Origin of the sequence: Streptosporangium brasiliense, from assembly GCF_030811595.1 — a bacterium.
Classification (GTDB): domain Bacteria; phylum Actinomycetota; class Actinomycetes; order Streptosporangiales; family Streptosporangiaceae; genus Streptosporangium; species Streptosporangium brasiliense.
On sequence record NZ_JAUSRB010000002.1, the window covers coordinates 4,956,709 to 4,978,638 of the forward strand.

The 21,930-nt window shown below is 73.5% G+C and carries 22 protein-coding genes; 19 read left to right on the top strand and 3 right to left on the bottom strand.

What is annotated here, in order from left to right:
• Positions 1–194 precede the first annotated feature (194 nt).
• Positions 195–707 carry a GNAT family N-acetyltransferase gene (locus J2S55_RS31165; RefSeq protein WP_306868252.1) on the top strand — a complete coding sequence of 171 codons (513 nt, stop codon included), beginning with the start codon at positions 195–197 and terminating at the stop codon, positions 705–707.
• Between the two features lie 48 nt (positions 708–755).
• Positions 756–2,702, top strand: a complete 1,947-nt coding sequence (locus J2S55_RS31170; protein WP_306868254.1) for an ABC1 kinase family protein — start codon at positions 756–758, stop codon at positions 2,700–2,702.
• Here J2S55_RS31170 and J2S55_RS31175 read toward each other — a convergent pair.
• On the bottom strand, positions 2,680–4,053 hold the full coding sequence (locus tag J2S55_RS31175; protein ID WP_306868256.1) for an MFS transporter: 1,374 nt from the start codon (positions 4,051–4,053) through the stop codon (positions 2,680–2,682). The two genes, J2S55_RS31170 and J2S55_RS31175, sit on opposite strands and share 23 nt — an antisense overlap.
• A gap of 61 nt (positions 4,054–4,114) precedes the next feature.
• Between J2S55_RS31175 and J2S55_RS31180 the strand changes: the two genes are divergently transcribed.
• The 4 genes from J2S55_RS31180 to J2S55_RS31195 all read left to right on the top strand — a co-directional run bounded on the left by J2S55_RS31180 (position 4,115) and on the right by J2S55_RS31195 (position 7,366).
• Complete coding sequence (locus J2S55_RS31180; RefSeq protein ID WP_306868257.1) at positions 4,115–4,636, top strand: winged helix-turn-helix transcriptional regulator; 522 nt, start codon at positions 4,115–4,117, stop codon at positions 4,634–4,636.
• Between the two features lie 308 nt (positions 4,637–4,944).
• The gene (locus J2S55_RS31185) at positions 4,945–5,346 is read left to right on the top strand and encodes a phage holin family protein (RefSeq protein WP_306868258.1); all 402 of its coding nucleotides are present in this window, start codon (positions 4,945–4,947) and stop codon (positions 5,344–5,346) included.
• Positions 5,343–6,149 carry a DUF3618 domain-containing protein gene (locus tag J2S55_RS31190; protein ID WP_306868259.1) on the top strand — a complete coding sequence of 269 codons (807 nt, stop codon included), beginning with the start codon at positions 5,343–5,345 and terminating at the stop codon, positions 6,147–6,149. The genes J2S55_RS31185 and J2S55_RS31190 overlap by 4 nt, the downstream gene beginning before the upstream one ends.
• A gap of 626 nt (positions 6,150–6,775) precedes the next feature.
• Positions 6,776–7,366: a hypothetical protein gene (locus tag J2S55_RS31195; RefSeq protein WP_306868261.1), complete on the top strand. Its 591-nt coding sequence runs from the start codon at positions 6,776–6,778 to the stop codon at positions 7,364–7,366.
• Positions 7,367–7,436: 70 nt separating this feature from the next.
• Here J2S55_RS31195 and J2S55_RS31200 read toward each other — a convergent pair whose 3' ends face one another.
• Complete coding sequence (locus J2S55_RS31200; protein WP_306868262.1) at positions 7,437–8,132, bottom strand: TenA family protein; 696 nt, start codon at positions 8,130–8,132, stop codon at positions 7,437–7,439.
• 203 nt (positions 8,133–8,335) lie between these two features.
• On the opposite strand from J2S55_RS31200, the gene J2S55_RS31205 reads away from it, so the two are divergent.
• The 5 genes from J2S55_RS31205 to J2S55_RS31225 all read left to right on the top strand — a co-directional run bounded on the left by J2S55_RS31205 (position 8,336) and on the right by J2S55_RS31225 (position 12,284).
• Entirely contained in the window at positions 8,336–9,016 is a 681-nt protein-coding gene (locus tag J2S55_RS31205) for a FadR/GntR family transcriptional regulator (protein ID WP_306868264.1), read from the top strand.
• Between the two features lie 147 nt (positions 9,017–9,163).
• Positions 9,164–9,682 (top strand): MaoC family dehydratase, encoded by a 519-nt coding sequence (locus tag J2S55_RS31210; RefSeq protein ID WP_306868266.1) that lies wholly within the window; start codon positions 9,164–9,166, stop codon positions 9,680–9,682.
• A gap of 127 nt (positions 9,683–9,809) precedes the next feature.
• On the top strand, positions 9,810–10,970 hold the full coding sequence (locus tag J2S55_RS31215) for an acyl-CoA dehydrogenase family protein (RefSeq protein WP_306868268.1): 1,161 nt from the start codon (positions 9,810–9,812) through the stop codon (positions 10,968–10,970).
• Between the two features lie 50 nt (positions 10,971–11,020).
• Positions 11,021–11,851 carry an HpcH/HpaI aldolase/citrate lyase family protein gene (locus J2S55_RS31220; protein WP_306868270.1) on the top strand — a complete coding sequence of 277 codons (831 nt, stop codon included), beginning with the start codon at positions 11,021–11,023 and terminating at the stop codon, positions 11,849–11,851.
• 4 nt (positions 11,852–11,855) lie between these two features.
• The gene (locus J2S55_RS31225; RefSeq protein ID WP_306868272.1) at positions 11,856–12,284 is read left to right on the top strand and encodes an HIT family protein; all 429 of its coding nucleotides are present in this window, start codon (positions 11,856–11,858) and stop codon (positions 12,282–12,284) included.
• Positions 12,285–12,343: 59 nt separating this feature from the next.
• Here the strand turns inward: J2S55_RS31225 and J2S55_RS31230 are convergent, their stop codons facing one another.
• A complete protein-coding gene (locus tag J2S55_RS31230) occupies positions 12,344–13,618 on the bottom strand; it encodes an MFS transporter (RefSeq protein WP_306868274.1) in 1,275 nt (424 codons plus the stop codon).
• Positions 13,619–13,973: 355 nt separating this feature from the next.
• Here J2S55_RS31230 and J2S55_RS31235 point away from each other — a divergent pair, with 355 nt between their 5' ends.
• The 8 genes from J2S55_RS31235 (at position 13,974) to J2S55_RS31270 (ending at position 21,898) form a co-directional block, all read left to right on the top strand.
• On the top strand, positions 13,974–15,170 hold the full coding sequence (locus J2S55_RS31235) for a sensor histidine kinase (RefSeq protein ID WP_306868276.1): 1,197 nt from the start codon (positions 13,974–13,976) through the stop codon (positions 15,168–15,170).
• Between the two features lie 181 nt (positions 15,171–15,351).
• Positions 15,352–16,113 carry a LytR/AlgR family response regulator transcription factor gene (locus J2S55_RS31240; RefSeq protein WP_306868278.1) on the top strand — a complete coding sequence of 254 codons (762 nt, stop codon included), beginning with the start codon at positions 15,352–15,354 and terminating at the stop codon, positions 16,111–16,113.
• Positions 16,110–16,685, top strand: a complete 576-nt coding sequence (locus tag J2S55_RS31245; RefSeq protein WP_306868279.1) for a hypothetical protein — start codon at positions 16,110–16,112, stop codon at positions 16,683–16,685. The genes J2S55_RS31240 and J2S55_RS31245 overlap by 4 nt, the downstream gene beginning before the upstream one ends.
• A complete protein-coding gene (locus J2S55_RS31250; RefSeq protein WP_306868281.1) occupies positions 16,682–18,184 on the top strand; it encodes a sodium/solute symporter in 1,503 nt (500 codons plus the stop codon). The genes J2S55_RS31245 and J2S55_RS31250 overlap by 4 nt, the downstream gene beginning before the upstream one ends.
• A gap of 73 nt (positions 18,185–18,257) precedes the next feature.
• Positions 18,258–18,398, top strand: coding sequence for a hypothetical protein (locus J2S55_RS31255; protein ID WP_306868283.1), 141 nt, complete (start codon positions 18,258–18,260; stop codon positions 18,396–18,398).
• A 5-nt stretch (positions 18,399–18,403) separates the two neighbouring features.
• Positions 18,404–19,825, top strand: a complete 1,422-nt coding sequence (locus J2S55_RS31260; RefSeq protein ID WP_306868285.1) for a YcaO-like family protein — start codon at positions 18,404–18,406, stop codon at positions 19,823–19,825.
• Entirely contained in the window at positions 19,825–21,201 is a 1,377-nt protein-coding gene (locus tag J2S55_RS31265) for an MFS transporter (RefSeq protein ID WP_306875633.1), read from the top strand. Before J2S55_RS31260 ends, J2S55_RS31265 begins: the two co-directional genes overlap by 1 nt.
• A 10-nt stretch (positions 21,202–21,211) precedes the next feature.
• A complete protein-coding gene (locus J2S55_RS31270) occupies positions 21,212–21,898 on the top strand; it encodes a response regulator (protein WP_306868287.1) in 687 nt (228 codons plus the stop codon).
• Positions 21,899–21,930 lie beyond the last annotated feature (32 nt).

The following is a 21,930-nucleotide window of genomic DNA, read 5'->3' on the forward strand; positions in this document are numbered from 1 at the left end:
TTCCCACCTCACCGTGCATCGAAGTAGGGCAAGGGTCTCATGCTCCCGCGTATCTTTACTTTTCCGCCACTCTGACGTGCCCGAGTATCTATGATCATGGGCGCCCCGGCCGCGGAGAAGCGGGCGAAATGTCCGGTATGGCGGTCAAGTGCTGAACCGTTCGGCGGGGAGTACGCTCGGCTGACGTGGAACCCATGGAGATCACCGCAGGGACGCTCCACCTCCGGCCGTGGCGCCCGGCCGACGCCGAGGTGGTGACCGCGGCGCTGCGCGATCCGGAGATCCGCCGGTGGGCGGCCGCCGCCCCGGCCGAGCCCGACGGGCGGGCGTGGATCGCCGACCGGACCGCGGGCTGGGCCGACGGTTCGTCGGGCTCGTTCGCGATCGCCGACGCGACGACCGGGGAGGTGCTGGGCCACACCAGGGTCAAGATCACCGGTGACGGGGTCGGCGAGGTCGGCTACTGGGTCCTGCCGGCCTCCCGCGGCAGGGGCGTGGCCGGCCACGCGGTGGGCGCGGTCGCGCGGTGGGCCTTCGCCTTCCTGGAGCTGTCGCGGCTGGAGCTGCGGCACGCGGCCGGCAACACCCCTTCCTGCAGGGTCGCGCAGAAGAGCGGGTTCGCGCTGGCCAGGCTGCTCGCCGAGCCGTCCTGGCACGAGGGAGAGGGGACCGTCGAGGTCCATCTTCACACGCTCTCACCCACATGATCTAGTCTGTCCGCCGTCATATTCGCCGACGGAACGGACGGGGCAGAGGTGGATCTCCTGGCGACCGGGATCATCGTGATCACCGTGCTGGTGGTGCTGGCCGGGTTCACGCTGATCGCCCGGAGGCTGCTCGACCTGCGGTTCGGGGTCGTCCGCACGCTGCTGGCCGGGGTGTTCGTGTTCGTGATCGGCGGGCCGGTCACGAAAGCGTTCGTCGGCCTGGTGGACCCGGACGACGGGGGTGTCACGCCGCTGTGGTTCCTCATCCTCGCCGTGGTCTGCACGCTGCTCGGCGGGATGGTCTTCCTGGTGATCGCCGAGGCCCTGGTGCCGCCGGGATCGCTGCCCGGGCCGCTGGAGCTGATCAGAGGGCTGCGCGGCCGGGTGGCCCGCTCGCGCCGCTACCTCCAGATCACCCGGATCCTCGTACGGCACGGCCTCGGCCCCTACCTGCGCGGCCGCGACCCCGACCTCGGCGCCCCCTCCAGCCGGGCCCGGCTGGCCACGTCGCTGCGTGAGGCCCTCGACGAGGGCGGGGTCACCTTCGTCAAGCTCGGCCAGATCCTCTCCACCCGGGGCGACCTGCTGCCGGTGGAGTTCGTCGAGGAGCTGCGGCTGCTGCAGGACAAGGTGGCCTCCGCGCCCTGGCCGGAGATCGAGCCGGTGCTGGTGGCCGAGCTCGGCCGGCCGGTGGCCGAGATGTTCGCCGAGTTCGAGCGGGAGCCGCTCGCCGCGGCCTCGATCGCCCAGGTCTACCGCGCCCGGCTGAAGACGGGCGAGGAGGTGGTGGTCAAGGTCCAGCGCCCGGGGATCGCCGCCGTGGTCGAGCAGGACCTCGACATCGTCGCCCGCCTGGCCCGGACGCTGGAGCGGCGGACCCGGTGGGGCCGGGCGTTCGGGGTCGCCGACCTGTCCAGGGGGTTCGCCGAGGCGCTGCGCGAGGAGCTCGACTTCCGCATCGAGACCGCCAACATGGCCGCCGTGGCCGCCGCCACGGCCGGGGAGCCGGTCCGCGTGCCGGTGCCGTACCCGGAGCTGTCCGGGCGGCGGGTGCTCGTCATGGAGCGGCTGGAGGGCACCGCGTTCGGCTCCGCCGTACCCGACGGGCTGGACCGGCAGGAGCTGGCCAGGACCCTGCTCGACACGCTGCTCCGCCAGATCATGCTGCACGGGGTGTTCCACGCCGACCCGCACCCGGGCAACATCATGCTGCTGGCCGACGGGCGGCTGGCCCTGCTCGACTTCGGCTCGGTGGGACGGCTCGACGGCTCGCTGCGCGGCGCCCTGCAGCGCCTGCTGGGAGCGATGGACCGCGGGGACCCGCTCGGGGTGAGCGATGCGCTGCTGGAGGTCGTGCCGCGGCCCGACGAGATCGACGAGCGCGAGCTGGAGCGCGAGCTCGGCCGGTTCATGGCCCGGCACCTGGTCACCGGCGTCACCCCGGACATGCAGATGTTCGGCAGGCTGTTCCGGATCGTCTCCGCGCACGGCCTGTCCGTCCCGCCCGAGGTGGCCGCGGTGTTCCGGGCGCTGGCGACGATCGAGGGCACGCTCGCCCGGCTGGCTCCCGGGTTCGACATCGTGGCCGAGGCGCGGGCCTTCTCGGTCCGCCATCTCGGCGAGCAGAGCGGCCCCGGGTGGGTACGGCAGGCGGTCGAGCAGGAGGCGCTCAGCCTGCTGCCCATGCTGCGCCGCCTGCCCCGCCGGATCGAGCGGATCGCCGGGGCAGCCGAGCACGGCCGCTTCAGCCTGAACGTGCGCCTGTTCGCCGACGAGCGCGACCGGCGGCACGTCACCGGCCTGCTCCACCAGGTGCTGCTCACCGTGCTGGCGGCCACCACGGGCATCATGGCCGTGCTGCTGCTCGGCGCCGACAACGGTCCCCCGGTCACCACCGACGTGGGCCTGTACCAGCTCATCGGCTACAACCTGCTGGTGATCAGCGCGATCCTGGCCCTGCGGGTGCTGGTGATCATCTTCCGGCGGGACGGCTGAGGAGCAGGACCCCACCGCCCGCCGCGGCCGCCACCACGGCGCAGACCACCAGGGCGCCGTCGGTCCCCGCCGACAGGCCGGCGGTGCCGACGACCGCGGCCATGAGGGCCACGCCCAGCGGCGAGCCGACGTAGCGGGCGGTGTTGTTCGCCCCCGACCCCATCCCGGCCCGGTGCGGCGGCACGCTCTCGATCGCCAGGTGGGTGAGGGAGGCGTTGATCAGGCCGCTGCCGATCCCGGCGACGGCCAGGCCGAGCACGATCCGGACCCAGGGGGCGTGACCGGCCACATCCAGGAGGGGGAGCGTGCCCGCGGCCGACAGCAGCAGCCCGAGAGCGAGGCGGCCCCGCCCGGCCAGCGGCAGGCGGCGCGCCTGCAGCGCGGTCAGGAACGACGTCCCCGACCAGACGGCGAACAGGGCGGCGCTGCCCAGCGGGGACAGGCCCCGGGCGAGCTGCAGCACGGTCGGCAGGAAGCTCATCAGCCCGATCACCACCATCCCGACCACGAGTGCTCCGCCGGTGGCGACGGCGAAGAGGGGGCGCCGGAACAGCCCCAGGTCGAGCAGTGGGACGGGGCGGCGCCGCTCGACCACGGCGAAGGAGCCCAGCAGCAGCGCCGCGGCGGCGGCCGCGACGGCCACGACCGGCTGGGACCAGCCGCCGCGGCCCTCGGTGACGGCGGTGACCAGCGCGGCCAGGCCGGAGGCCAGCAGCAGGACGCCGGGCAGGTCCAGCGGCCGGCGCTCGGCCGCGCGTGACTCGGGCAGCAGCCCGGCCCCCAGCAGCGCCAGCGGCACCGCGGCCGCGGCGACCACCCAGTAGACCGCCCGCCAGCCCGCCACGGCGGCCAGCCCGCCGGAGATCAGCGGGCCGACGGCGATGCCCAGGCCGAGCATGGCCCCGTAGCGGCCCGTGGCGTGCAGCCGCCCGCGGCCCTCGGGGAAGGCGTGGCCGAGGGCGCCCAGGCTGGCGGTGAGCAGTCCCGCGCTGGCGGCTCCCTGCACCAGCCGGGCCGTCACGAACATCGCCGTGTTCACCGACAGGGCCGCCATGACGCTCGCGGCGGCCAGCGCCCACATCCCAGCCAGGTAGATCCGCCGCCGCCCGTAGTTGTCGGCCAGGTCTCCGGCGATCAGCAGCAGCGCCGCCAGGCCCAGCGCGATCGCGTTCAGCAGCCAGGCCGGTCCCGCCGGTCCCGAGCCAAGGGCCCGCGCGGCCTGGGGCAGCGTGACCATGGGGGCGGTGTAGTTGATCAACACCAGCAGCGGTGCGGCACAGGTGAGCGCGAGGGTGAGATCCGGGGGACGGCGGGTCGCGGTGAGCGTCATGGGGAGCCTTTCATGGTTCATTCACTGAACTCACAACTACCGTAACACACGTGAGTTCAGTGAATGAACTAGCATGGGGAGCATGGCGCTCGGCAAGAACTACGAAGGTCAGGACTGCTCGCTGGCCCGCGCTCTGGAACTGATCGGGGAGCGGTGGACGCTGCTGGTGGTCCGCGACGCGCTGTACGGCGTGCGCCGCTACGGCGACTTCCTCGCCCACCTCGACATGCCGCGCGCCGTGCTCTCCCAGCGGCTGCAGGCCCTGGTGGAGGCGGGCGTGCTGGAGCGGCGCCGCTACCAGGACGCGCCGCCGCGCGACGAATACGTCCTGACCGCGATGGGGCGCGAGCTGTGGGGCCCCGTCTACCTGCTCGCCCAGTGGGGGGAGCGGAACCTGTCCTCGGCGGGCCCCCGCCGGATCTTCTTCCACGCCTCCTGCGGCACGCGGATCGACCGCGACGGGCTCTGCCCGGTGTGCGGGGGACGCGCCCCGCTGGAGGAGATCGAGGTGCGGCCCGGCCCCGGCGCCGAGCTCGCCCGCGAGGACCCGGTCAGCGTGGCCCTGCGCCGCCCCCACCGGATGCTGCGGCCGCTGCCCGGCTGATCCGCCGGTCGCCACGGCCGCCGCGCGGCGCGACCGGGTGGCCGCGCGTCAGGAAGACCCCGGCCAGGCCGTAGCCGGTGCCGCCGGCGACGACGGTGTTCTTGGTCGTGTCCGCCTCGTGGAGGGAGTCCGTGGGCGACGGCGCGGGGCGGCCGCCGCCGGGGAGCCGGCGGGCGGCGGCCGGAACCGGTCCCATGCCCGTGCCCGCACCCGGTCCAGCCGTGATCACCCGTCGCCGGGCGGAGGTTTGCCGTGACAGGAGAGGGTAGCGCCTTCCCCTATAGAGGTCTGCAGGGAGGAGGAACGTCATGACCGGCAGTCCCAAGGACACGCTGTCCACGGCCGAACTGATCCGGCAGCTGTCGGAGGAGGTCTCACGCCTCGTCAGGGACGAGCTCCGCCTCGCCAAGCTGGAGCTCGCCGAGAAGGGCAGACACGCGGGGATCGGCGCGGGACTGTTCGGCGGGGCCGGCGTCGTGGCCCTGTACGGAGGCGGCGCCCTGGTGGCCGCGGTGATCCTGCTGCTCGCCATGGTGATGCCCGCGTGGGTCGCCGCGGCGGTCGTCGGCGTGGTCCTGCTGGCCGTGGCCGCCGTTCTCGGACTCCTGGGCAAGCGGCAGGTGACCGAGGCCGGCCCGCCCGCCCCCGAACGGACCATCGAGAGCCTCAAGCACGACTTCGACGCGGTGAAGGAGAGGGCACACCGATGACTGAGACCGATCCGGGCAGGCCCGGTCGCGATGTCGAGGAGGCGGGGATCACCGGCTCGCGCAGGAAGGAAGTCGGCGAGCCCGTGACACCCGACGAGAGCGGATCGCTGAACATCCCGCCCAACGCGCCGGAGATGTCGGAGGTCCCGCCGCCCGGCCGCGACGGGAGGCCCACCGAGGATCTCGGCCTCCCGCCGTCCGAGCGGGACGGGACGCCCCGGCCGGTGGACAGGACCGGGCCCGGTCCGGCCGAGCCCGACAGGACCGATGCGGGCAGGGCCGACGCCGGTACGGCGGTGGCCGGCGGGACCCGCGACGACAGGGCCGAGGTCGGTACGGCGGTGGCCGGCGGGACCCGTGACGACAGGGCCGGCGCCGACAGGACGAGCGCCGGTAAGCCCAGCAAGGAATCCGTGCGGCGGGACATCGAGAGGGACCGCCGCGAACTAGGCGACACCGTGGAGGCTTTGGTGCACAAGACCGATGTGAAGGCCCGTGTCCAGGAGACCGCCACCCATGTGGGTGAGGATCTGCGCCGGATGGGGGCCGCCACCGCCGGCACCGCCACCGAGATGGTGGGCCGGGTCAAGGAGGCCGCACCCGAGATGGTCGGGCGGGTCAAGGAGGCCGCTCCGGAGATGGTGGGCCGGGTCAAGGAGATGACCCCGGTCGAGCTCAAGGACGCGGCGGGGAAGGTGACGACCGAGGCGGGCAAGCGCCCCGTCATGACCGTCGCCGCGGTGGCCGCGCTCGCCCTGGTCGCCTTCCGGGTGCTGCGGCGGGGCCGCCGGGGGAAGAGGTAGGCGCACCGCTCTTGTGAGCGGTCCTGCCCGCCCTCAGGAGGGTTCGGCACGGGCGGGCGACGACAGGTGTCGCCCGGCCCGGCTACCGGGGCGGTCCGCCGGCCGAGCGCTCCGGCCGCGGGCGGGCGGGCCACAGGGCGCCGGGAGCATGGCGGGCACCGAGACGCTCCGGCCGCGGGCGGGCGGCCCCCGGCAGCCGGGCCGGGGCCGGGTGTGGAGGGTGCGGCGGCCGGGTCCGGGCGGGACGGCCGGGGCCGCGGCCGGTGCCATGACGATTTGCTCGACAGGGGAGCGGGTGGGACGAGCCAAGCCCAGGGTCGCCGGGGTAATCTGACCGTTTCCCGGGCGAGCGGCGGACCCCCTCCTTTCCGCCCGCCCGGGATCTCCCTCCCGGCCGGGCACACCCGCCGGGCCGAGCGGGCCGATCGCCCGCGGCTCCGCACCGGTCGAGCGGAGGTGGGAGGCGTCCGGACCGGGCGGAGTTCGGAGGCGTCCGGACCGAGCGGCCGTGAACCGTTCTGACGGCCCGGACGTCGTAACCGGTGCCGGGACCGCGTGACCCCTGATCCCGGAGCGGAGACGTCGCCGTGGAGGTGACGTTCCCCGCAGGACACCCAGGAGGTCTCATGCGCCGTTCCTGCCGTGTTTTCGGCGTCGCCGTGGGCCTGACCCTCATCGCGGCGGCCCTGTCCCCGATCGCGCCCGTCGAGGCCGCCTGCCTCGGCGCCGTCAAGAAGTGCGGGCGGGACGCCCTGATCGCCATCGACGTGCGGGCCAAGGGCACGCCCCGCGCCCATCCGGGCGGGCAGGTCACCTACGTCCTGGACTACTCCATGACAAGAACGCCGTCCTTCGCCCCCTACTGGGGCTCCTACTGGGTCGGCGGCAGGTTCCCCCGGGGCGCCCGGGGCCCGGCCAGGGCCGTCCTGTTCGACGAGACGGGCAGGCGGCTGGCCGCCTTCCCGTGCCGCGGGCACTCCGACGGCGTCTGGTGCGACACCGGCGGCCGGATCCCGGACCGGGGCAGGATCGTTCTCACGGCCCGCCTGGCCCGCGGCGCAACGGCCGCGGCCGTGGCCGTGGCCAGAGTCGGCTTCGACAGCTTCGACGGGCTGACCGAGCAGGAGTTCGCCCGGCACCTCAACCGGCAGAAGTCCCGCGAGAAGTTCTGCAACTACCGCTTCACCAGGACCGTCACCACGGCGGTGGACTCCTGAGGCAGACCGGCGCCCTCCGGGTCCCGGCGGGGGCGTGGGCTCGGCCCCGCGTCCCGGCGGGGCCACGGGGTCAGCCCCCCGCGGCCATGTCGAAGAAGCGCAGCTCCAGCCGTACGGCGCGGCGGAAGAAGTCGAGCACGCGGAGCCGCCCGTCCTCGGCGAGCCCGGGGCCGAGGCGGTCGAGCTCGCCGCGGAGGAAGCCCACCCAGGCCCGGAACTCCGGCCCCTCGTGCAGGTCGATCCACTCGCGGTGGACGAACCTCTCCGGCAGCGGCTCCTCGGCGAGGCTCGCCCAGCCCAGATAGCTCCACTCCGCCACGCACAGCACCGCCAGGATGAGCGGATAGTCCAGGCTGGTCCTGGCCTCGTCCATCAGAGCGCGGAAGTCGGCCGTCACCGGCTCCAGCGGCGGGGAGAGCAGATCCTCCGGGGCGGCGCCGAGGGCCGCGAGCGCGCGGTGGAAGTAGGTCTTCTCCTCGGCCGTGGCGGTCTCGCCGAGGAAGCGGCCGAACGGCACCCGTGACTCGAAGCTGTCCGCGCTGGCCACGGCCGCGCCGAGCAGCGCGGTGAAGGAGTCGACGAACTGGAAGTCCTGGACCAGGTAGCGGCGCATGTCGTCGTCGGAGACGTCGCCCCGGGTGATCGAGGCGGCGAACGGATGGGTCACCACCGCGGTCCACCCCGGCTCGCTGTGCGAGCGCAGCCACTCGCTGAACGCGGGGTCGGCGGCGCCCGCGCGCCACTCGTCGTAGGGGACCGGGTCCACCGGGCTTCTCCTCGCGGTCTGGGGATGTCGATCGCTGTGAATGCTAGTCCGGCCGGCCCGGCGCCGGGCGGCGGCCTTCCGTGCCGCCTGTCCCGAGGTCCGGGTGGCGTCGCCTGTCCTGACGTCCGGATGCCCGCCCGCCCCGGCCGGCCGGGGCGGTGCCGCGCCGGAGGGCCGCCCGGTGTCGCCTACGATCACTGGATGTGACCGCCTACCAGGCAATCGCGGCCGACCTGCGCGACCGGATCGTCTCCGGGGAGCTCCAGCCCGGGGACAGGTTGCCCGTCGAGCCCGACCTGTGCGTCCGGTACGGCGTCAGCCGCAGCACGGTCCGTGAGGCGCTGCGCCTGCTGGCCAGCCAGAACCTGATCAGGACCGTCCGGGGGGTGGCCGGGGGCAGCTACGTCGCCCTCCCCGACCCCGACCACATCAGCGCCTACCTGGAGACCAGCTTCGACCTGATGCGGGTGGGCGTCGACGAGCTGATGGAGATCCGCGAACTGCTGGAGGTGCCGGCCGCGGGCCTGGCCGCGCTGCGCCGTACCGGGCCGGACCTGGAGCGGCTGCGCGGCTGCATCGCCGGGGCGAGCGGCCGGGGGCCCGGCGAGGTCTTCGAGCCCAACCGCGACTTCCACATCGTCCTGCTCCGCGCCGCCGGCAACCCCCTGCTGGAGGTCGTCGCCCGGCCCGTCTTCGAGGTCCTGGAGGGCCGCTTCGTCCGTGACCGCGCCCCGCGGGCCGCTCTCGACGGCATCGACCGCGAGCACCGCGGCATCCTGCGCCGCATCGAGGCGGGCGACGCCGAGGGGGCGCGGCGGGCCACCCAGGAACACCTGGACAACCTCCGGACCGCCTACTACCCCAGCGTGGAGCCCCAGGAGTAGGCCTCATCCCGCCGACGGTGCCCACCCCCGCCGCCGGGGCCCGCCGGGCCGCCGGTGTGACGTCCGCGTGGAAACCACCAAGCAAGCCATTGACCATCAAAACGTCAGACTATTAGCGTCAGGGTTCCGTCGTCCCGGGAGAGATCCGTGACCGTGCACGAACCCGGCCTCGGCCGGTACTACGAGGACTTCGTCGTCGGTGACGTCTACCAGCACCCGCTCGGCCGCACGATCAGCGAGGCCGACAACACCTGGTTCACCCTGCTGACGATGAACACCAACCAGAACCACTTCAACGCCCACTTCGCCGGACGCGCCCCGGTCGGCAAGGTCATCGTCAACTCCGGGCTGACCGTGGCGATCGTCCTGGGCATCTCGGTGATCGACGTCAGCCAGACCGCGCTGATGAACCTCGGCTGGGACGAGATCAAGCTGACCCACCCGGTGTTCCTGGGCGACACCCTCTACGCCGAGTCGATCGTGGTGGACAAGCGGGAGTCCGGGTCGCGGCCCTACGCCGGGATCGTCACCTGCCGCACGCGCGGGCTCAACCAGGACGGGGACGAGGTCATGTCCTGGCGCCGCGCGGTGATGGTCTACCGCCGCGACGCCCCGCACGACAAGAACTACTTCCCGCAGGCCAAGAACGGGCCCCTGACGGCATGAGGCCCGCGTCCGCATGAGGCCCGCGTCCGCATGAGGCCCGCGTCCGGGCCGTGGGGGAGCCTCGGCCCCGCACCCGCGGTCCCGTGATCACGGCCGCCGGTTTCCCCGTGTTCGAAAGGACCCCGCCATGGATTTCGAGCTGAACGACGAGCAGCGGCTGTTCCGCCGGACGCTCAGGGAGTTCGTGGACAAGGAGATCGTGCCGGTCGCCTCGGAGTGGGAGCGGACGGGCCGCTACCCCACCGAGATCGTCGAACGGTTCAGGCAGCTGGGCCTGTTCGGGATGACGGTCCCCGAGGAGTACGGCGGGCTGGCGCTGGACCGGGTGTCGTTCGCGCTGGTCTTCGAGGAGATCGCGCGCGGGTGGATGGGGGTGGCCGGGGTGCTCGGCTCGCACTCGCTGGCCTGCTGGATGATCGCCCGGCACGGCACCGAGGAGCAGCGCGCCGCCTACCTCCCGGACCTGGCCACCGGCGCCCGCCGTACCGGCATCGCGCTGACCGAACCCGCCGCGGGCACCGACCTGCAGGGCATCCAGACCCGGGCGGTCCGCGACGGCGACCACTACGTGATCAACGGCACCAAGACGTGGATCACCAACGCCCGCCACGCCGACCCGATGCCCGTCCTGGTCAAGACCTCCGTCACCGAGCCCGCGCACCGCGGCATGTCCATGATCCTGGTCGAGGCCGGCACCCCCGGCTACACCGTCAGCCGGGACCTGCCCAAACTCGGCTACAAGGGCACCGAGACCTGCGAGATCGTGCTGGAGGACGTCCGGGTCCCGGTGTCGCGGCTGCTCGGCGGGGTCGAGGGGCGGGGCATGCAGCAGGCGCTGTCGGCCCTCGAACTCGGCCGGGTCAACATCGCCGCCCGCGCGGTCGGCATCTCCCAGTGCGCCTACGACGCCGCGCTGAACTACTCGCGTGAGCGCCACGCCTTCGGCCGGCCCATCGCCGACTTCCAGGCCGTCCAGCTCAAGCTCGCCGACATGGCCACCGACATCCAGGCGGCCAGGCTGCTCACCTACTGGGCGGCCACCCGCTCGGAGAGCGGCGCGGTGACCTCCGAGGCCGCGATGGCCAAATACTTCGCCTCGGAGGTCGCGCTCCGGGCGACCATGGAGGCCATGCGGATCCACGGGGGCTACGGCTACTCCCAGGAGTTCGTCATCGAACGCCTTTACCGCGACGCGCCCCTGATGGCCATCGGCGAGGGCACCAACGACGTCCAGCGGATGGTCATCGCCAGATCCCTCATCTCCGGCGACGCCAAGGTGGGCTGGTGAGCCCGGTGCCGCCACGGCGGGCCGATCCGCGGTGACGCTAGGGTCGGGTGGTGATCCGATCCGCGCTGTACGTCCCGGGTGACCAGCCCGACAAGCTCGCCAAGGCCCTCGGCCGGGGTTCCGACTCCCTGATCGTCGACCTGGAGGACGCCGTCCTGCCCGCGCACAAGGCCGCGGCCCGCACCGCCGTGGCCGGTTGGCTGCGCGGGCTGGGTCCCGGCGGCCCCGAGATCTACGTCCGGGTGAACCCGGGACAGGACGGCCACGAGGACCTGCGGGCGGTGGCCCTGCCGGGGGTGCGCGGCGTCTGCGTGGCGAAGACCGAGTCGGCCGCCGAGGTGGCGGCCGTGGACGCCGTGCTGAGCGAGGCCGAGGCCGCCGAGGGCCTGCCCGCGGGCTCGATCGAGGTCTGCCCGCTGCTGGAGAGCGCCGGGGCGATCCTGGCTGCGCCGGAGATCGCCCGGGCGCCCCGTGTCTCCCGGCTGCAGATCGGCGAGGCCGACCTCCGCGCCGACCTCGGCGTCGAGACGGGCCCCGACGAGCGTGAGCTGCTCTGGGCCCGCTCCCAGGTCGTGCTGGCCTCGGCGGCGGCCCGGCTCGCCCCGCCCCTCGCCCCGATCAGCACCGACTTCCGTGACCTCGACGCCCTGCGCGCCTCCACCGTCGCCCTGAAACGCCTGGGCTTCCGCGGCCGCACCTGCATCCACCCCGCCCAGGTCGCCGTGGTCAACGAGGTCTTCACCCCCACCGAGGAGGAGCTGGTCCGGGCCCGCGACCTGATCGCCCGCTTCGAGGAGGCGGGCACCGGAGTCGTGACCGACGCCCAGGGCCGGATGGTCGACGAGGCGATCGTCCGCGCCGCCCGCCGGCTCCTATCCTGATGTGATGCCAGCCGGAGAATGCCTGTTCTGCGCCATCGGGACGGGGGAGCAGCCGGGCCACGTCGTGCTCTCCGACGACGTGGCCGTGGCCTTCCTGGACACGCGACCGGTCTTCAAAGGCCATGTCCTCGTGGCGCCCAGGACCCACGTCGAGACCCTCACCGACCTGCCGGCCCCGCTGACCGGGCCGTTCTTCGGGCGGGTCCAGTCCGTCGCCGCCGCCGTCGAGCAGGGCCTGGAGGCGGGCGGCACGTTCGTCGCGATGAACAACCGGATCAGCCAGAGCGTCCCCCACCTCCACGTCCACGTCGTCCCCCGCAACCCCAAGGACGGCCTGCGCGGCTTCTTCTGGCCCCGCACCAGATACGACGAGCCCGCCGAGGCCGAGTCCTACGCCCTCCGCATCCGCAAGGCCCTCGGACCGGATCCCTGAGCCCAAGAGACGGCCAGGGGCGCCCGGCGTCACCGCGCTCCGGGGTGGACGGAGCGCCGTCACGCGGTCCGTTCCAGTACGGCGGCGCGCAGGCCCCGCCGCAGGAGGGCGGGCAGGCACAGGACGGTGCCCAGGGCGCCGATCCACACGGCGACCGACAGCCCGCCGAGTGCGGTGGCCCCGGCGGCGAGCAGGCTGCCGAGGGCCATCGCGCCCCAGATCAGGAAACGGTGGACCGCGCCCACCCGGCCGAGCAGCTCGGCGGGCGTCTCGGTCTGCCGGAGGGTCAGCGACGTCGGGCTGAAGGCGCCCTCGCCCACGCAGTGCACGATGCTGCCGGCGACCAGCCCGGCCGCTCCGGCCGTACCGCCGACAGAGCCGAGGACCGGCATCGAGACGATCCCCAGGACCGATACCAGGGCGGCGCCGAGGAGGGTGCGCGGGGTGCCGAACCGGCGGATCAGCCGGGCCGACAGCAGGTTGCCGATCGGGTAGCCGGCCGCGGCGGCCCCGATCACGACGCCGATCCACTGCGGGGTCAGGCCGAGCACGTTGCGGCAGTACAGCACCAGGCTGGTCTCGACCATGCTGAGGAACAGGACATAGGTGGTGCCGCACATCAGGAGCGGCTGCACCATCGGGTGGCCGAGCGCGAAACGGAGCCCGGTGGCGATGTCGCGGCGGAGCCAGCCGCGCTCCCGTACGGCGCTCGCGCGCGGCGGCTCCCGGTGCCGGATCAGCGCGAGTGAGGTGACCGAGACGGCGAAGCTGAGCACGTTGGCCGCGAGCGCGCCGACCAGGCCCAGCGCGTGGATCAACGGCCCGGCGGCCATCGGGCCCAGGGCCCTGGAGGCCGACTCCGACAGGGCCAGACGGGTGTTGCCCAGGTGCAGATCACGCGGATCGGGATAGAGGCCGGGCAGGTAGGAGGTGTAGGCGACCTGGAAGAACACCACCGCGCAGCCGCTCACCAGTACCAGGCAGAACAGCAGGGGGAAGGTCAGCGCGTCGGTGGCGGCCAGCGCCCAGATCCCGCCGAAGGTGGCTACCTGCACGCCGTCGCAGACCAGCATGGTGACGCGGCGCGGCAGCCGGTCCACGATCGCCCCGGCGGGCAGGCCGAGCGGCAGGAAGGGCAGGAACAGCGCGAAGGGCAGCAACGCGGCCTGGGCGGGGGTGGCCTCCAGCACGGTGACCGCGAGCAGCGGCAGCGCCAGCGTCATGAACTGGTCACCGAAGAGGGACAGCGACTGGCCCGTCCAGAGCAGGCCGAAGTCGCGGCGCACGGTGGGCGCGCGGGTGACGGGAGGAGGGGTGGTGGTGCCGGTGGACACGGGACAGCCTTCCGGATTGGAGGATCGAGACGGGCCCCAGAGACGGGTGGGCTCCCAAAGGATGCCGACCTGCTCCGGGGCGCGGCTGGCGGGAAGCGGACCCGGATGTCCGCTCCGTAACGACGTCCGATCTCCGCCACCGCACGGCGGACCGGCCCGGCCGACCACGCATTTAATGATCTACAACGTAAAGGTGTTGGGCCGGTCAACGGTCACCCCTGGGACGGTGGAGCCCGGTCATGACGGGGATCGGGCCACGGAGGGCGCGGGCCGTACCGCCCCCGTGCGCGATCCTCGGCGCCGGGCAGGCCGCCGGAGGAGGCGCTCACGAACCTGGGCGGATAGGGTCCGGGACGTGGAACCCGTCGTCGCCGTGCTGTTGATCGCCACTCTGGTCGGTGTCCCGGCCCTGGTGCTGTGGCGGGTCCTGCGTGGCCGGCGGGAGCTGGGCAGCAGCCCGGCCGAGCGGGCCACGTTCGAGACCCTGCACACCGCCTCGCTGGCCGCGCCGCCGCTGCGGGCGGGGCTAACCGAGGCGGGCACCCAGAAGGCGTCCCGGCACCTGCGCGAGCTGCTCGGCTCCCCGGCGCTGGCGATCACCGACGGCGAGCGGCTGCTGGTCTACGACGGTGAGGGCGACCACCATGCCAGGGAGGCGTTCACGCATGCCGCCAAGACCCTCGCCGGCGGCCGGACCCAGGTGCTCGGCCCGGAGGTCGTCTCGTGCGAGATCCCCGAGTGCCCGATCAGGTTCGCGGTCGTGGTGCCGCTCACCACCGACGGCCGGGTGGTCGGCTCGCTGGCCGCCTACGGCGGGCACGCCTCGGCGGGCCTGGTCCGGGCCACCCACGAGGTGGCGAGCTGGGTGGACTCCCAGCTGGAGCTGGCCGAGCTCGACCGGTCCAGGACACGGCTGATGGAGGCCGAGGTCCGGGCGCTGCGCGCGCAGATCTCCCCGCATTTCATCTACAACTCGCTGACGACCATAGCGAGCTTCGTCCGATCCGACCCCGACCGCTCCCGCGAGCTCCTGCTGGACTTCGCCGACTTCACCCGCTACTCCTTCCGGCGGCACGGCGAGTTCACCACGCTGGCCGAGGAGCTGCGCTCCATCGACCGCTACCTCACCCTGGAACGGGCCCGCTTCGGCGACCAGCTCCAGGTCACGCTGCGGATCGCTCCGGAGGTGCTACCGGTCGCGGTGCCGTTCCTGTGCCTGCAGCCGCTGGTGGAGAACGCCGTCCGGCACGGCCTGGAGAACAAGTCCGGCGCCGGCCGGATCTCGATCATCGCCGAGGACGCGGGCGCCGAGTGCCGGATCAGCGTGGAGGACGACGGTGTCGGCATGGAGCCGGACCGCCTGCGCCGCATCCTGGCCGGTGACGCCGACGAGCGCTCCGGTGCCGGGGGAGTGGGCCTGGCCAACGTGGACGAGCGGCTGCGTCAGGTCTACGGCGACGAGTACGGCCTGGTGGCCGAGACGGGCAAGGGCGCCGGCACCAGGGTCAGCGTCCGCCTGCCGAAGTACCACCCCGGCGTGTCCGCCCACTGACGCGCCGCACGCGACCGGCCCCCGCTCCGGCCCCGTCGCCGATCTCATCCCCGTCGCCGGTCCCGTCACCGGCCCCGTTGCCGTTCTCGTCTCGACGCTGATCCCGTCGCCACTGTTGACACGTGATGTCTGATTCATCACCCTCTAGGGATTCCCACGTGAGCGATCTGGAGGAGTGACCGTGACCGGCCTGCGTGTCCTGGCGGTGGACGACGAGCTCCCCGCCCTGGAGGACCTGGCCTACCTGCTGCGCGACGACCCCCGCATCGGGGAGGTCTCCCTCGCCAGGGACGGGGCCGCCGCGCTGCGGGTCCTGGACCGGGCGATCGCCGACGGGAAGCCGATCGACGCCGTCTTCCTCGACATCCGCATGCGCGGCCTGGACGGGGTGGTGCTCGGCAGGCTGCTGTCGCAGTTCGCCAACCCGCCCCGGGTGGTGTTCGTGACGGCCTACGAGGAGCACGCGGTGGACGCCTTCGAGATCAAGGCGGAGGACTACCTGCTCAAACCGGTCCGGCCGGAGCGGCTGGCCGAGGCCATCCGGCGGGTGTGCGTCTCGGCCGAGCTGCCCGACAGTGACACCGCCGGCCGTACCGACCCCGGCACCATCCCGGTGGAGCTGGGCGGCGTCACCCGGTTCGTGGCCGGCACCGAGGTCCGCTACGTCGAGGCGCAGGGCGACTACGCGCGCCTGCACACCGCCGGGGGCAGCCATCTGGTCCGCATCTCGCTGGCCACGCTGGAGGAGCGCTGGTCCTCGGCCGGGTTCGTCCGGGTGCACCGCAGCCATCTGGTCGCGGTCAAGCACATCGACGAGCTGCACATCGACTCGGGCCGCTGCGTGGTCCGCATCGGCGAGACCGAGATCCCGGTCAGCCGCCGCCACACCCGCGAGCTGCGCGACCTGCTGGTCCGCCGGGCGCGCAAGGGGCGGTCCGAATGAGCCGGGAGGGCGGGGAGCCGGAGCCCCGCGAGGAGGCGGAGCCCCGGCGGCGGATGGCCGACCGGCTCGCCCGCGCGGTGGAGCGGCCGCGCAGGGACGCCGACCGGCCGGACCGGCCGCGCAGGGACGCCGACCGGCCGGACCGGCCGCGCAGGGAGGTGGAGCGCCTCGCCCGCGCGCTGGAGCGGCCCCGCAGGGAGACCGACCGGCCGCGCCGCGAGGTCGTGACCAGCCCCCGCACCACGGCCGCCCGCCATCCCCGCTATCCGGTGACCCGCGAGATCGACGAGCAGACCCGGCTGGGCGAGGTCTACATGCGCTCGCTGATCCGCACCCAGTTCCGGCTGGCCCTGTTCGTCTGCACGGTGCTGGGCTGCGTGGTCGGCGGCCTGCCGATGCTGTTCCTGCTGGTGCCGGAGCTGCGCGAGGTCCAGCTGCTGGGGATCCCCCTGCCGTGGGCGGTGCTGGCCGGCCTGATCTATCCGGCGTTCGTGATCGGCGCCTGGCTCTACGTACGGCAGGCCGAACGGAACGAGCGCCACTTCGCGGAACTGGTGGAACGGGCCCGGTGAACACCGCCTACGGTGTGACCGCGGTCGTGCTGGTGGTGCTGGCGGCGGTGCTGATCGGGGCGTTCGGCATCCGGCTGTCGCGCACCACCTCGGACTTCTACGTCGCCTCCCGCACGGTCTCCCCGCTGTGGAACGCCTCCGCCATCGGCGGGGAGTATCTGTCGGCGGCGAGTTTCCTGGGCATCGCCGGGCTGATCCTGGCCTACGGCGCCGACATGCTCTGGCTGCCGGTCGGCTGGACCGGCGGCTATCTGGTGCTGCTCGTCCTGGTCTCCGCGCCGCTGCGCCGCTCGGGCGCCTACACGCTGCCCGACTTCGCCGAGGCGCGGCTGGAGTCGATGGCCGTGCGCCGCCTGGCCGGGGTGCTGGTCGTGTTGATCGGCTGGCTGTATCTGATGCCGCAGTTCCAGAGCGCCGGCCTGGTGCTGGGGGCCATCACCGGTGCCCCGGAGTGGGCCGGGGGGCTGCTGGTGGCGGTCGTGGTCGCGGTGAACGTGATGTCGGGCGGCATGCGGTCGATCACGTTCGTGCAGGCCTTCCAGTACTGGCTCAAGCTCACCGCGCTGGCGGTGCCGCTGGTGTTCCTGCTGCTGGCCTGGCGGTCGGGCGGCGCGCCCGGGCTGAGCGCGCAGGACGCGGCGACCTGGGCGCTGCCGCTGTCCAGCGGCAAGGAGTACGGCCTCTACTCGACCTACTCGCTGATCCTGGCGACGTTCCTGGGCACCATGGGGCTGCCGCACGTGCTGGTCCGCTTCTACACCAACCCCGAGGGGCGGGCCGCGCGCCGTACGACGTTGGTGGTGCTGTCGCTGCTCGGCGCCTTCTACCTGCTGCCCGCCGTCTACGGCGCGCTGGGGCGCATCTACGTCCCGGAGCTGCGGGGCAGTGACATGGTGGTGCTGACGCTGCCCGGGCGGCTGGTCGGGGGAGTGGCGGGCGACCTGCTGACCGCGCTGGTGACGGCGGGGGCGTTCGCGGCGTTCCTGTCCACCTCCTCCGGACTGACGGTCTCGGTCGCGGGCGTCATCGGACAGGACATCTTCAAGAGCGGCGGGGTGCGCTCGTTCCGGGTGGCGGCCCTGCTGGCCGTGGCCGTGCCGCTCGCCCTGGCCGCCTCGGCCCGGTCGCTGCCGGTCGCCGACGTGGTCGGGCTGGCGTTCGCGGTGGCCGCCTCCTCCTTCTGCCCGCTGCTGGTGCTGGGCATCTGGTGGCGGCGGCTGACCTCGACCGGGGCGGTGGCCGGGCTGCTCGCCGGCGGGGGACTGGCCTGCGGCGCGGTCCTGACGACCATCGTCGGGGGGCCGTACACCGGCCTGGCCGGGGCCCTGCTGGCCCAGCCCGCCGCCTGGTCGGTGCCGGTCGCCTTCGCCGTCATGGTCGTGGTCTCGCTGCTGACCCCCTCCCGCATCCCGGCCGGTGTGGCCCGCACCATGGTCCGCCTGCACACCCCTGAGACCCTCGACCTGGACAGGGGTGACTGGCGGCCCAGATCCTCTTGACGTGATCCCATTACATGTGTCGGAATGTCCTGTAATCAAGGGCGTCTCCGTTACTGACGTGAAGGGGTGTGCGGTGGGCAACAGCAACTCCAACGGCCAGTCGCTTCTCCGGCCGGACGGCTTCCAGCTGGAGGACGGCTTCTCGTTCACCCTCGCCGAGCTGCTGCTCCTCGACCAGTTCTTCACCGTGCGGTCCGCGCCGGGCGTGTTCTGACAGTGGTGACACGCGCCCAGCGCGAACGCTGCGCCGGCCTGGCCGAAGCGCTGTCGGTCATCGAGTCGGCGCTCGCCGCCGCCGGCCTCTCTGCGGACTTCCTCTCCGCGGGCTCGCCGGAGTTCCCCGTGCACCGCTGCACCGTCCGCGACTCGGCCGGGCGCGTGCTCACCGCCTCCCTCGGCAAGGGGGCCGGAGCGCAGAGCACGGTCAGCGCGCTGTTCGAGGCATGGCAGCACCTCCAGCACGAGAAGGGGCAGGCCGCGCTCGCCGGCGACCACCGGCGGGCCCGGGTGGTGCCCGTCGCCACCGTGGTGGCCCAGGAGGCGCTGTGCGGGGAGGAGATGATCCACCGGCTCGCCCGCGACTACCCGGACGCCGACCTCGCCTGCCTGCGGGCCGAACCCCTCAACCCGGAGCTGCCCGCGCTGTGGTACCCGGCCTTCGCCCGGTCGCCGTCCTGCCGCAGCCACCCGATCCCCGGCGACGACCTGCGCTACGAGCCCTACCTCCGCTACGCCTACGACAGCGGCACCGCCAGCGGGGTCACCGAGCCGGAGGCGGTCCTGCACGGCCTGCTGGAGGTCATCGAGCGCGACGCGCTCTCCCACGCCCTCCTCGACTGGTATCTCGACGGGCGGTCGCCGCTGTCCGGGCTCGGCCCCGATCTCCTCCCGCCCGATCTGCGCCGCCTCCACGACGAGGCGACGGCCCGGCTCGGCGCACCCCCGCTCATCATCGACATCACCTCCGATCTGGGCGTCCCCGCCTACTGCGCGCTCCCCTCGCGCGTCGGCCCCTACCCCGGGGTGGTCGGCTCCGGAGCCTCCCTCGACCCCGAGTACGCCGTGGAGCGCGCGCTCGGCGAGGTGATCCAGTCATCGTTCAACATGTCGCTCGGGGTGGACCTCACTCTTGACCGCAGGCTGGAGAGCCTGCGGCGATGGCCGCTGCTGGAGCGCTGCGCCAGGCTCGACCCGGCCCCGCTGCTCGACCGCCTCGTGTTCGACGCGCGGCTGCCCGGCCCGGGGTCCGCGGGCGCCGGGTCCGGGTGGGAGGGGCATGGCGGGCGGGAGCGGCGAGGCGCCGGGTCCGGGCGAGAAAGTCACGGTGGTCGGGAGCGGGAAGGCGCCGGGTCCGGGCGGGAGAGCCATGGCGGGCGGGAGCGGGGAGGCGTCGGCGGGCCCGGGCCGGAAGGCGGCTGCGGGCGAGGGGCCGGAGACGTCGACGAGCAGATCACCGCGATCCTGAAGACGCTGGAGCGCGCCGGGTTCGCCGCCTACACCTTCCGCTGGAACCCCGCGCACGACAGGTGCCCGGTCCTGACGGTGATCGTGCCCGGCCTGGAGACGTTCGCCATGGTCCACAGCGCCGTCCCGGTGTTCCCGACGGGCCGGGCCGTACGGCGGCTCGCCGGTCACCGGTGATGTGGGCGGTCCTGCGCCGTCGCCGGTTCCGGATCATCTACTTCGGCATGGTCACCAGCCTGCTGGGCGACGCCTCGCTGCTGCTGCTCCCGGCGATCCTGGCCAAGAAGTTCACCGGCTCGGACGGCGCGGCGGGGCTGACCCTGTTCTTCTTCACGCTGCCCCTGTGCCTGTCCCCCCTCCTGGGCCAGGTGATCGACCGGGTCGACCGCAGGAGATTCCTCGTCGCCACGTGCCTGCTGTCGGCGGTCAGCCTGGCCCCGCTGACCGCGGTGACCGGCAGGGACACCTTCTGGCTGGTCTACCCGGTGTCGGCGGCCATGGGCTGCTCGTACGCGGCGGTGTCCGGGGCGCTCAGCGGGCTGCTGAAGAGCGTCCTGCCCGACGACCTCCTCGCCGAGGCCAACGGCGCGCTGCAGACCGCCCGGCAGGGGCTGCGCCTGGTCGGGCCGCTGCTGGGGGTGGCCGTCTACACCGGCTACGGCATCGGCGCGGTCGTCCTGCTCGACGCGGTCACCTTCCTCGTCGCCGCGGCGGCCTTCGCGGCGCTGCCGGCGCCGCCCCCCGTCCCGGCCGCGCCGCGCGGCCACCGGCGCGAGGAGTTCTGGGCCGGGGCCCGGCACCTGGTCGCGGACCCGGCCCTGCGGCGCGCGGCCGGGGCGTTCTGCCTGATGTTCACGCTGGCCGGGATGACCGAGTCGCTGATCTTCGCGGTCATCGACCGGGGCCTCGGCCGGTCCCCGGAGTTCACCGCCCTCACCTCCACCGCGATGGGCGTGGGGGCGGTCGTCGGCGGGCTGTGCGGAGCCGCGGTGATCGCGCGCCGGGGCGAGCCGGCCGCGATCGGCACGGGCATCGCCCTGTACGGCGTGGCGGTCATGCTGTGGACGGTCCCCACCGAGGCGGTCGTGCTGGCCGCGATGACGGTGGCGGGCGCCGGCCTGACCCTGGCCGGTGTGGCCAGGATGACCCTCGTGCAGCGCCGCAGCCCCGGCCACCTCGTCGGCCGGGTCTCCACCGCCTTCGAGGCCGCGGCCGGGGCCGCCCAACTCCTGTCCCTGGTCGCGGGCGCGGTACTGGTCTCACTCGTCGACCACCGCGTCCTGCTGGCCGTAGTCGGGCTGACCGTCTGCTGCGCCGCGGCACACGCCCTCCGCGGCCGGCGCCAACGCGCGCCTGCCGTCACCCCGATGTCGGACGCCTTGATGTCGGACGCCTTGATGTCGGACGCCTTGATGTCGGACGCCTCGATGTCGGACACTCCGGTGCCGGGCACCTCCCGGGAGGATCCGGCCGCGGTGTCATCCCCGCGACGTACTCCTCAAGGACACGGTCCTGGCCACCGGGGCGGATGCGGCAGAAGGGGGCAGGCGTGACAATGTGCCTGTGGAGACAGAAGAACGACGCCGGCCGCTGCGCGCCGTCATCGCCGACGACCAGGCGCTGGTCCGCACCGGGTTCCGGATGATCCTCGCCGCCGACGGCATCGAGGTGGCGGCCGAGGCGGCCAACGGCGCCGAGGCGGTCGCCGCCGTCCGGCGTACCAGGCCCGACGTCGTGCTCATGGACATCCGGATGCCGCAGATGGACGGCATCGAGGCCACCCGGCGGATCCTGACCGGCGGGGCCGACGAGACCCGCGTCCTCATCCTGACCACCTACGATCTCGACCACTACGTCTACACGGCCCTCGCCGCCGGCGCCAGCGGCTTCCTGCTCAAGGACGTCACCCCCGAACACCTGGTGGCTGCGGTGCGCCTGGTGCGCTCCGGCGACGCCCTGCTCGCGCCGACGATCACCCGCCGCCTGGTCGAGCGTTTCGCCCCTCGCGACGACACCGGGGCCGCCCTCCATCGGGATCTGTCCGAGCTGACGCCACGGGAGCTGGAGGTGCTGCGCCTGCTCGCCACCGGCCTGAGCAACGCCGAACTCGCCGACCGGCTGACCCTGAGCCCGACGACGGTCAAGACCCATGTCGCGCGGATCCTGTCCAAACTCGGCCTCCGCGACCGGGTCCAGGCCGTCGTGGTCGCCTACGAGACCGGCCTGATCTCCCCTGGTGGTTCCGGGTGATGTCCACGAGGTCTTCTTCCGACCGCCTGCGG

Coding starts and splice junctions, on each gene's coding strand:
- J2S55_RS31165 (WP_306868252.1), top strand. CDS start 195: ATGGAGATCACCGCAGGGACGCTCCACCTCCGGCCGTGGCGCCCGGCC.
- J2S55_RS31175 (WP_306868256.1), bottom strand. CDS start 4,053: ATGAACCATGAAAGGCTCCCCATGACGCTCACCGCGACCCGCCGTCCC.
- J2S55_RS31180 (WP_306868257.1), top strand. CDS start 4,115: ATGGCGCTCGGCAAGAACTACGAAGGTCAGGACTGCTCGCTGGCCCGC.
- J2S55_RS31185 (WP_306868258.1), top strand. CDS start 4,945: ATGACCGGCAGTCCCAAGGACACGCTGTCCACGGCCGAACTGATCCGG.
- J2S55_RS31190 (WP_306868259.1), top strand. CDS start 5,343: ATGACTGAGACCGATCCGGGCAGGCCCGGTCGCGATGTCGAGGAGGCG.
- J2S55_RS31195 (WP_306868261.1), top strand. CDS start 6,776: ATGCGCCGTTCCTGCCGTGTTTTCGGCGTCGCCGTGGGCCTGACCCTC.
- J2S55_RS31215 (WP_306868268.1), top strand. CDS start 9,810: ATGGATTTCGAGCTGAACGACGAGCAGCGGCTGTTCCGCCGGACGCTC.
- J2S55_RS31225 (WP_306868272.1), top strand. CDS start 11,856: ATGCCAGCCGGAGAATGCCTGTTCTGCGCCATCGGGACGGGGGAGCAG.
- J2S55_RS31245 (WP_306868279.1), top strand. CDS start 16,110: ATGAGCCGGGAGGGCGGGGAGCCGGAGCCCCGCGAGGAGGCGGAGCCC.
- J2S55_RS31265 (WP_306875633.1), top strand. CDS start 19,825: ATGTGGGCGGTCCTGCGCCGTCGCCGGTTCCGGATCATCTACTTCGGC.